Origin of the sequence: Lactiplantibacillus herbarum (genome assembly GCF_001039045.1) — a bacterium.
GTDB lineage: Bacteria > Bacillota > Bacilli > Lactobacillales > Lactobacillaceae > Lactiplantibacillus > Lactiplantibacillus herbarum.
The window spans coordinates 38,685-47,716 of record NZ_LFEE01000005.1 but is presented as its reverse complement, the minus strand read 5'-3'; the positions used below and the strand labels follow the sequence as shown (position 1 = coordinate 47,716).

The window sequence follows — 9,032 nt, the reverse complement described above, 5'->3', positions numbered from 1 at the left end:
CACCAGCAGGCAGAGACCTCCGCTTAGCTAAAAATCAGCGACCATTCCCATAAACAGAATAATCGCTGATTTCACATTAATAGTCGAAACGTGCAAGCTAAGGCAGGGACTTCCGCTTAGCTACGCAAACCTAACGATTGAAAATGCACAATCATTAGGCTTGCTAGGCTATGCTCAGTCCCTAACCGCCTTACCTTGCACTCTTTCAAAATTCATCCTTACCCGTCACCCGCAAATGCTGATCCAAGTGATAGCAAATCGGCACCCCGTTGGCCACCTCTACACCGTCAATGCCCGTGTCGCTAATCTGTTCCAAATATTTGATCAAGGCTCGCAACGTGCTCCCATGCGCCACAACCAACTGATTTTCACCCGCTAATAAACGCGGTGCAATCATATCAGTCCAATAAGGCATGATTCGGTCATAGGCCATTTTAAGACTCTCCGCCCGCGGTTCAATCGTTGCATCATACTTGGTATAACGTCGATCATGACCTAGTTCACTTGGTTCTAACAACGGGGGCACCGTGTAAAAGCTACGTCGCCACTGTTGGACTTGGGATTTACCATACTGTTCCCGCGTCACCTCTTTATTTTGACCGCGTAAAGCGCCGTAATGCCGTTCATTCAACCGCCACGTCTTATATTCTGGCAACCACAGCTGATCGATTTCAGCTAACATGACATTCGCCGTCACGATGGCACGCTTCAACACTGAGGTGTGCACGGCCCCAAATTGGAGTCCGGTCTCCCGCAATCGTTGCCCTGCATGGTGTGCTTGCGCCAATCCAACTGACGTTAACGGCACGTCACTCCACCCTGTATACGTATTATCGCGATTCGCCGTGCTCTCACCATGCCGAACCAATACCAGTTCTGTCATTCTCTTCTCCACCTGCCATCTTCGTTACTCTTATCATAATCGATTTACGGCATTTTTCAAAGTCATCCTTGAGCAAATCACCACTATCTGTGACTAACTAACGAATCAGATTCGACTGCACTACGACCATCAGGATAGGAATCACAATCAGACTCAACAGCGTCGTTTCAGTCACCATTACCGCCGCATAGTCCGCATCCGCCCCATAAAGTTTAGCTACCACTGGCGCATTAGTCATTACCGGCATCGCTGATTGTAAAATAAATACTTGCTTCATCTCAAGTGGAATGGACATTGGAATCAGCATTAATGTCATGAGTACCGGGGCGAAAATAAACCGTCCGAGTAAAATACCGATACTGTCACGATCAAAACGCATACTGCTCAGACCGGCGTTAGCCATCGAGATTCCAATAAAGATCATTGATAACGGCACCGTCAGCCCACCCACGTAGGAGAAATCGTCCATCAAAAAATTTGGTAGCGAAACTTTTCCTAATACTAATAGAACACCGATCATAAAGCCTAATAATGGTGGCGAAAAAATCTTTTTTAACGTCTGCTTCAAATCAAACTGAGCAGCCCCAGTCCCATCACGTTGAATCAGGTAAACACCCAGCGTCCAAAAAATCGTGGTATTCGCCATGTAATAGACCAAGACGTATGGCAAAGCACTATTTCCGAATAACGCTTGGTTGACTGGTAACCCGATGAAGACCGTATTCGAGTTCAGAAACATTGAAGAAAACAATCCCCGATGCCCCTTTTTAATGTTCAGTGCACGCATCACACCGAATGACACCCCAAATAAAATGGCCATATTTAAAACCGGAAACCGCAATCCTGGTAAAGTCGCCAATAATTTGTCCGCCGTAAATTGCTTGGTAATCGTGGCAATCATATAGGCAGGCAAAGCAATCTGCGTCACTAAACGAGCAATCAGTTTAGTACTGCTTTCATTGAACCAACCCCACCGTGCTAATAAATAGCCAATTGCGATCATCACGATAATCGTCATGACACCCTGAATACTATGGACAAACGTTGTTAAAACTGACACACCAATGACACTTCCTTTAAAAGCCAGTGGTTAGCATAAACGCTACTGGCCACTAGCTATCTATGTAAAATAAGAATTCAATGAGAATCAATCAAGTATACCACTATTTTAGGCTAGCTGTTGCCAACTTCTAGTTGAAAACGTTTGACGTTGACCACAATATTACTTATAGTGTTCTATAATTGTGTTATCGTAACAGGCTTAAACCGATTTTGATTATTAAAATCCTTTTAAGTTAATGATTTTTAGAACCAAAAGTTTGCTAAACGTCTTAGAATTAGTATTGGGGAAAATTCAAAATGATGAGGAACGAATATGCCAGAAAATAATAACGATTATCCAATGGGACCACGCCAACGCCGTTATCGAGAACAGCAGCGCTCCCATTTGAAACCACGTAAAAAGCGTCCTTGGCTAATTACCATCTTAATCGCATTACTCTTAGTGATTATCGGTGGTACTTGGTGGGGCGTCAAAACGTGGAACGCCGCTAAGAATACTATGAACTCGACTTACCAATCGACTGGTTCGAAAAAGTCCCGAAACGTGGACGCGGTCCTCAAGAGTGGTAAGCCATTCTCAATCTTACTCTTAGGAACGGATACCGGTGCATTAGGCCGAAGTCAAAGTACAAACTTTTCTGCCCGCACCGATACCATGATTGTCGCTACCATTAATCCGAAGAAGGAAACCATGACTTTAACTAGTATTCCTCGGGATACTCAAGTCTTGATCGACGGTCAGTCTGAGAAAATCAACGCGGCTTACACTATTGGTGGCGCAAGCGGTGCCGTTAAATCAGTCGAAAAATTATTAGATTTTCCAATTGATTTCTACGCATTGATTAACATGGGTGGTCTTAAACAGATCATCAACGCCATGGGTGGTGTTACAATCACGCCAACAATGACCTTTAAGTATGGTAACGCCAACGTTAAGAAGGGCGTTAAGATCAAGCTTAAAGGCGCTGCCGCTTTAGATTATTCACGGATGCGTTACGATGATCCATTGGGTGACTACGGTCGCCAAAAACGTCAACGTCAATTAATTATGGCGATGGTTAGTCAATCTAACTCACTAGGCTCAATTGCTAATATCGAAAAGATTACGAAACAACTTTCAAATAACATGCGTACCGACTTAACTTGGAACGACATGGTCGCCCTCGATACTAAGTATAAGAACGCTTCTCATCATGCGAAGACTTATACCCTTCAAGGGACTGATTCGACGATTGATGGCCTTTCTTATCAAGTTGCCTCATCATCAGAACGTTACAAAGCATCGAAGCGGATTCGCCAAGCACTCGGTTTATCAATCAGTAGCCTGTCAGAATCTGATTTCACTGAAACGGCGTCAATCACCACTAGCAGCAGTAGTTCATCAAGTTCAAGTAGTAGTTCCACAACCACTACTACGGACGGAACGACCACTGATGGTACAACAACTGACGGTACAGGTACGACGACCTATGGCACCAGTACTACACAGGATACAACGACCACACAAACTAATCAGTATTAATAAGTCATCAATAGCTAGTAAAAAAGGCGACCCCATTGTGGTCGCCTTTTTTTACTAGCTATTTTAATTAACTGGCCACGTTGCCAGGAATTGTTGGAACTTAGCTTCCCGCTGTGCAACGACTTCAACTGCACTGAGAGTTAATACCGATTCTAATTGTTGGTTGATGGATTGAATAATCAGCTGAATCAAATCAGCGTCATCGTGTTCAATCACCTGATCAACTAACCCCCGCTGTTGCAGGACTTCAGCTGTCATCGGTAACAGATCAATGGCCTCACTGATGGTCTGTTGACCGTGCAGGATTGCCGTGACCGCTTCCGGTGACGCTACGTTGAATAAACTGTCGTCTAGCATCACGATTCGATTGGCATTCGCAAACGCCAACGCACCACCACTATGGCCCTCACCCAAGAAAACAACGAGGTTGGGGACCGTTAACTGACCGGTAGCGGCAATCAAATCCGCTATGGCTTGACTCTGACCATAGCGTTCCGACTGCGGACTAGCATCTGCCCCCGGCATATTGATCAGACTAACTACTGGCATTTGAAATTTTTCTGCGTGGGCAACCACTCGTAACGCTGTCCGGTAACCTGGCACTGTCAGCGCACCACCATTCTTCTGGCGGCGGCTTGCAATGTCAGTTCCCCGATCAACGCCCAGTACAGCAATTCGTAATCCAGTCGCTGTCTGTCCAAATCCGGCTGTTAAAGCGTCATCCTGTCCCAATAGTCGATCACCACGTTGACGCACCATTGCTGGCAATAAGGCCTTGATGATCGTTGGCGCACTGATACGATCCGCAGCCCGGAGGCGTTTTAGTCGTTCATCCATGTTGATGGCCTCCTTGAATCCCGTAGCTCGCTAATACCCGGGCTAGATAAGACCGTAGTTGTGGCCTCTCTATCACATCATCTAACATTCCGTTAGCTAGCAGACTGGCTGCTGACTGAAAATCAGCTGGTAACTGTACCGGCATCGTCTGTTGGATGACCCGCGCACCAGCAAAACCAATTTTAGCGCCGGCTTCAGCTACGACCACGTCCCCTTTGAAAGCAAAACTGGCAGAAACGCCACCCATCGTCGGATCCGTTAAGACGGTAATCAGTGGCAGCTGCGCCGTTGCTAACCGTGCAAACTCCGCCAAGATCAGGTTCATTCCGACCAAGGCATAAATTCCTTCTTGCATCCGTGCACCACCCGAGGCAGTGACGACAATCAGGGGTAATTGTTGCTCACGTGCCTGCTCACTAGCATGAATCAAGCGTCGCGTCACGGCCGTATTCAACGTCCCCATCATAAAATGGCTATCCATTACAGCCAAGATGCACGGCTGTGCTTCAATCATGGCCGTCCCAGTAACAATGGCCTCAGTCAGCCCTGTCTGCTGCTGAGCCCGTGCCAATTTAGCCGGATAGTCTGGAAAATCCAACTGATCAACAGATTGCTCAGGCATCGCCAGTGGTGTAAATGACGATTCATCTACTAATTGACTGATGCGCTGCATTGCCGTTAATCGTTGCCAATAATGACAAAATGGACACTGGTGGTAAGTGCCCCACTGCCGTTGATGCACGTGTCGTCCACACGCCGGACATGTTTGCCACGTCCCCGTACTTGGATAATGACTCATTCGTGCACCTCCCAACGAGCTAAGCTATGAATCGAATACTGATCTTGAACATAATCTGCGCGCATAACTGTTTGACGTAAAAAGGCTAAATTAGTCGCTGGTCCAACGATTTGAACCTGCTCCAAGGCAGCCTGCAAATTTTGAACAGCCTGCTGACGATCAGTTCCCGTCACCATTAATTTGGCAATCAGACCATCATACATAGTCATCAGTTGATCGCCCTGCCGATAGCCCGTATCAACACGCACGTCAGCCGGCCACGTTAGTTCCTTGATCAGTGTTTGTTTAACGGGTAAGGTTGCCGTAAGTCGTGCTTCAATTGCCGTGCACTTCGGGTTCAAACCTATTTGCTCATCAAAATCAATCGTCACACCCGCAGCTTGTTTGATCTGCGCCGCTACAATATCAATTCCGGTCGTCAACTCAGTGACCCCGTGTTCGACTTGCAAACGCGTATTCATTTCCATGAAATAAAAGTGCCCATCCGAAAATAAGTATTCAATCGTTCCCAGACTCTGATAATTAGTCGTCGCCAAAAGCTGGCGCGATAAGTCGTAGAGATTCTGGCGCTGTGCTGGCGTGAGAATACTGGCAGGACTTTCCTCCAGTACCTTCTGCTTGTGTAACTGCAAACTACAGTCACGATCGCCAAGAATAAACAACTGCTCGCCCGTCCCTAACACTTGAACCTCGATGTGCCGAGCTCGGGTTAGATAGTGCTCTAAATACATCGCGTCATTCAGAAAAGACGCTGCAGCTTCCTGCTGGGCGACTCGCAATTGCTGGTGAAGTTCATGAGCATCTTGAATCACTCGAATCCCTTTACCGCCACCACCATAACTGGCCTTCAAAACTAACGGAAAACCAACTTGGCCTGCAGCCTGCTTAATTTGTGGCCAGGCCATCCCTTGTATGGATTGACCACTCAATACAGGTACACCTTGTTGGCGCGCAAAAACCTTAGCTTGCGACTTATCACCCATCAGTTTGATTTGGTCTGCCCGTGGACCAATCCACGTGATTCCACATTCGGCACACATTGCCGCAAAATCAGCATTTTCAGCTAAAAAACCGTAACCGGGATGAATCGCATCTGCGTGGGTATTAATCGCTGCCATTAAAATCGCCTCAGCATTTAAATACGAGCCACTAGTTGCAGCCGGGCCAATGCAGACAACCTCATCGGCAAGCTCAGTATACCAAGCACCACGATCAGCCGTTGAGCAGACCGCTACCGTTTTAATATTCAATTGTTGACAGGCCCTAATAATCCGCACGGCAATTTCGCCGCGATTCGCGATTAACAGCTTGCGAAACATACCTACCGATCCCTTCGCATTTCAAATAACGGTTGTTCATATTCAACGGTCGCGTTGTCCGCCACCAAAACAGTTGCTAACGTCCCATCCATGGGGCTCGTCAATGGGTTAAAGAGTTTCATACTCTCGATTTGACCCAATTCTTGTCCCTTGGTGACCGTCTGACCAGCTTCTAAGCCCTGCGCCAAATGAACGACACCGACCATGGGACTAGTGATTGTTTCCGTATTCTCATCCGTTGCTGACACTTGATCAGCAGTTGCCACTGGACGCGCTGCTTCATTACCACTCGGTTTAGTCACTTCAATCTCTAAGTCACCAGCTTTGACCCGAATCTGCTGGTAGCCCTGCCGTGCATACTTCTCTACTAATCGGTCTAAATCGCTTAATTCCATCTCTACACCCCTACTTCTTGATCAGAACTGAACCATAGGCTAACCCACCGCCAAAAGCGGTTAATAAGGTCGTGCCATCCAAGGTATCGAACACTTCGGCCAATGCCATCGCAACTCCAGCTGAAGACGTATTCCCGAATTTTTCTACGTTATGTGGGAATTTCGCGATTGGCAACTCTAACGCCACCGCGATCTGTTCAATAATCCGCAAGTTAGCTTGGTGACAGATCACATACTGTAAGTCTGCTGGCTGCAGGTCCGCACTAGCAATTACACTTTGCATCTGCTTCGGTACCACCGTCGTTGCAAATTGGAAAACGTCACGCCCAGCTTGATAGAAGGCATCCGTCTGTGGGTAATTGTCAGCTGCGATTTTAGTAATCGGTTGAACACGGCCTGAATGAATCACCGTTGCGTTGCCTTGCGTTTGCAGTTTTTCTGCGATGATACTGTTCTCTTGCGGATCAGTCGTTGCTTGGAGGAGCGCGCCACCAGCACCGTCACCAAAAAAGACAGCTGCGGTCCGGTCCTGAAAATCCATCATTTTTGAATTAACTTCCGCACTGATCACCATGACATTTTGATACTGACCACTACGAATAAATTTATCCGCCGTAGCAAGTCCAAAGGTGAAGCCCGCACAGGCCGCACTGAGGTCAAAGGCAAACGCATTCGTTGCACCAATGTTAGCTTGTACCAGACATGCAGTTGCTGGGGTTAACGCATCCGGCGTGATCGTGCTCACAATGATCAGGTCAATTGCGCTAGCTGCCACACCACTCTTATCTAAAAGTTGTTGGGCGACCTGCGTTGCAAGATCAGATGTATTTTCACCATTCATGGCAAAGTGACGCGTTTTGATACCAGTATGGGCTTGAATCCACTCGTCATTCGTATCCATAATAGCTGCTAATTCATCATTCGTAACTACCCGCGCAGGCACGTACTGCCCCATCGCGGTCATTTTTGTATAAGTTGGCATTTTCAGACCCCCGCTACTTTCTGTTTCATAAGTCTAATTTTATCAATAAAAGTGCTCTGGTCAAAGTTTCACGGCCTTTTTTTGTCAAAACCTTAGAAACCGTGCCATCTGAATTTAAAATCTAGTCAAAATAGCACTTATCAATTTAATTGCAGCGATTAAAAAAACTACTTCAGACATCTAACAGTCTGAAATAGCCTTTTCGTTATCCTATGAGTCACTTTAAACTTTTATTCACCTAAAGCTGTGAAACCATTCTTAACCAATAACGCCATAATATCGACTTTTTTATCAGTCGGTACTTTTTGTGCAAACACCTTTAGCCCGGCTGCTTGTAAATCATACAGTGCCGCCGCCTCATTCTCGCCAACTGCAATCGCATTAGTCACCATGACCATGCCAGCTGAGAATGCCAAGCTACCAATGTCGATTCCCGTCGCACTAAAATCTAGTCCCCCGGCAACCAGACGCGCCATGTTCTGTGGCGTATCTGTCAGAATTAGAGGCCGTACTTCATCAAATAACGGACTATGGTAGATTTCAATCATCTTATCAACCGTAATAACGTTCGCTTTGACACCCGGTGGCGCTGCCTGAACGATCAACAATTTGCGCAGACTATCCTGAGCGACCTTATCGGAGACGACCAAGATGCGGTTAGGACTCACACTTTTAGTCCACACCGTTGCAACTTGCCCGTGCAGTAGGCGACTATCAATCCGGGCTAACCGAATATCCATCGTCATAGGGCGTCATCTTCCTCACCATCTTGGAGCAATTCCAAGTGTTTGATTCCGATTTTACCCGTTTCCTCGAGGTGTGCGATGACTTCATCCAATGGTTTATCACGTACCGTGTAGGCTTCGATTAACATCGGTAAGTTTAAGCCCGTAATCAGGCCCATCCGTTCAGTGTGTTCAGCGACGATCCGACTAGCCGCATTAAACGGTGTTCCACCCCATAGATCAACTAAAAACAAGACTTGATCATCAGCGTCAAACTGAGAGACAGCCGCTGATAACTTGGCGGTTAAATCTTCTGGCTCCTCATCCAACTGGAAGGTGACCGTCTGAACCTTATTCTGGCGACCAAAAATCATGTAGGATGAATCAACTACCCCTTGTGCAAAACTACCGTGACTGACAACGATAAATGCTAGCATCTAATATTCCCTCCTCGACCATTCAGTATTCATTAAGATACATGCAAGAAGCATGCCAAATTAGTGTATTA

10 protein-coding genes are annotated in these 9,032 nt (G+C 46.7%); 1 reads left to right on the top strand and 9 read right to left on the bottom strand.

The window, feature by feature from the left end; translation table 11 throughout:
* Positions 1-205 precede the first annotated feature (205 nt).
* Both ACG95_RS02125 and ACG95_RS02120 read right to left on the bottom strand, forming a co-directional pair.
* Positions 206-883 (bottom strand): 2,3-bisphosphoglycerate-dependent phosphoglycerate mutase, encoded by a 678-nt coding sequence (locus ACG95_RS02125; protein WP_047998918.1) that lies wholly within the window; start codon positions 881-883, stop codon positions 206-208.
* Positions 884-980: 97 nt separating this feature from the next.
* Entirely contained in the window at positions 981-1,943 is a 963-nt protein-coding gene (locus tag ACG95_RS02120; RefSeq protein ID WP_047998917.1) for an AEC family transporter, read from the bottom strand.
* Positions 1,944-2,258: 315 nt separating this feature from the next.
* On the opposite strand from ACG95_RS02120, the gene ACG95_RS02115 reads away from it, so the two are divergent.
* Positions 2,259-3,467: an LCP family protein gene (locus tag ACG95_RS02115; RefSeq protein ID WP_047998916.1), complete on the top strand. Its 1,209-nt coding sequence runs from the start codon at positions 2,259-2,261 to the stop codon at positions 3,465-3,467.
* Between the two features lie 63 nt (positions 3,468-3,530).
* Here ACG95_RS02115 and accA read toward each other — a convergent pair whose 3' ends face one another.
* From accA to ACG95_RS02080, 7 genes are all read right to left on the bottom strand, one after another.
* Positions 3,531-4,304: a carboxyltransferase subunit alpha gene (gene accA / locus ACG95_RS02110; RefSeq protein WP_047998915.1), complete on the bottom strand. Its 774-nt coding sequence runs from the start codon at positions 4,302-4,304 to the stop codon at positions 3,531-3,533.
* Positions 4,297-5,103 carry an acetyl-CoA carboxylase carboxyltransferase subunit beta gene (locus ACG95_RS02105; RefSeq protein WP_047998914.1) on the bottom strand — a complete coding sequence of 269 codons (807 nt, stop codon included), beginning with the start codon at positions 5,101-5,103 and terminating at the stop codon, positions 4,297-4,299. Before ACG95_RS02105 ends, accA begins: the two co-directional genes overlap by 8 nt.
* Positions 5,100-6,422, bottom strand: a complete 1,323-nt coding sequence (locus ACG95_RS02100) for an acetyl-CoA carboxylase biotin carboxylase subunit (RefSeq protein ID WP_047998913.1) — start codon at positions 6,420-6,422, stop codon at positions 5,100-5,102. Before ACG95_RS02100 ends, ACG95_RS02105 begins: the two co-directional genes overlap by 4 nt.
* Before the next feature lie 2 nt (positions 6,423-6,424).
* The gene (locus tag ACG95_RS02095; protein WP_047998912.1) at positions 6,425-6,817 is read right to left on the bottom strand and encodes an acetyl-CoA carboxylase biotin carboxyl carrier protein; all 393 of its coding nucleotides are present in this window, start codon (positions 6,815-6,817) and stop codon (positions 6,425-6,427) included.
* Between the two features lie 10 nt (positions 6,818-6,827).
* Positions 6,828-7,799, bottom strand: coding sequence for a beta-ketoacyl-ACP synthase III (locus ACG95_RS02090; RefSeq protein WP_047998911.1), 972 nt, complete (start codon positions 7,797-7,799; stop codon positions 6,828-6,830).
* Positions 7,800-8,029: 230 nt separating this feature from the next.
* Positions 8,030-8,545 carry a PTS sugar transporter subunit IIB gene (locus tag ACG95_RS02085; protein ID WP_047998910.1) on the bottom strand — a complete coding sequence of 172 codons (516 nt, stop codon included), beginning with the start codon at positions 8,543-8,545 and terminating at the stop codon, positions 8,030-8,032.
* Entirely contained in the window at positions 8,542-8,961 is a 420-nt protein-coding gene (locus ACG95_RS02080) for a PTS sugar transporter subunit IIA (RefSeq protein ID WP_047998909.1), read from the bottom strand. Before ACG95_RS02080 ends, ACG95_RS02085 begins: the two co-directional genes overlap by 4 nt.
* Positions 8,962-9,032: the final 71 nt, after the last annotated feature.